This is a genomic window from Parafrankia sp. Ea1.12, assembly GCF_900465275.1.
Classification (GTDB): domain Bacteria; phylum Actinomycetota; class Actinomycetes; order Frankiales; family Frankiaceae; genus Parafrankia; species Parafrankia soli.
Map to the genome: position 1 here is coordinate 1 of NZ_UBIZ01000058.1, position 804 is coordinate 804.

1 protein-coding gene is annotated in these 804 nt (G+C 72.3%); it reads right to left on the reverse strand.

All coding sequences use genetic code 11. The features are described 5' to 3' along the window. Nucleotides 1-174: 174 nt before the first annotated feature. Nucleotides 175-615 (reverse strand): carboxymuconolactone decarboxylase family protein, encoded by a 441-nt coding sequence (locus FMEAI12_RS00295; RefSeq protein ID WP_112104558.1) that lies wholly within the window; start codon nucleotides 613-615, stop codon nucleotides 175-177. Between the last annotated feature and the right edge of the window lie 189 nt (nucleotides 616-804).

Below are 804 nucleotides of genomic sequence, written 5' to 3' on the forward strand. Positions count from 1 at the left end.
CACCCTCCCCCGGCCAGCCATCCCGACGCCCCCGGATGCCCCGACGCAGTCCGGGGCGATGCGCGGCGGCTGAGTGTCACTATGGACTCGCTCAGGCCGCCACGGTTCACCGTTCTCGCGATCCGCCTCGCCGTCCGCGGCCGGCCCGACCGCGGCCGGCGAGGCCGCGGACGGTCAGACCGTCGCGGGAGGCTGGGTGCGGGTCGAGATCGCGACGCGGTTCCAGACGTTGATCGTCGCGATGGCGACCACCAGGTTCGCCGCCTCCTCCTCGCTCCAGACCTTCGTCGCGCCGTTCCACACGTCGTCGGGGACGCCGTCCTGGCCGAGCCGGGTGACGGCGTCGGTCAGTGCGAGCGCCGCCCGCTCCTTCTCGCTGAAGAAGGGCGACTCGTGCCAGGCGGCGACCGCGAACAGCCGCCGGCTCGACTCGCCGGCGGCGAGCGCGTCGCGGCTGTGCATGTCCACGCAGAACGCGCAGCCGTTAAGGATCGACGCGCGCAGCTTCACCAGTTCCAGCACGGTCCCGTCGACGGTCGACCGGACGTACTTCTCCAGGCCCATCACCGCCTTGTAGGCGTTCGGTACGACGCTCGCCATGTCCATGCGCTGCATGGTGACCTCCTCGTCATCGTGCGTGCCGTGGGATGGTTCCACCTCGACGACGACGTCCCGGGGCGCACCGTGACACCGTCTCGATGTGCTCCCGATCACATGATCGGGGCTGCGTCGGGGCGCCGCCAGCGGGCGGGCCGGGGCGTCGGCGTCGGCGGGGCGTCCTGTCAGCAGGGCTCGGGCGTGGCG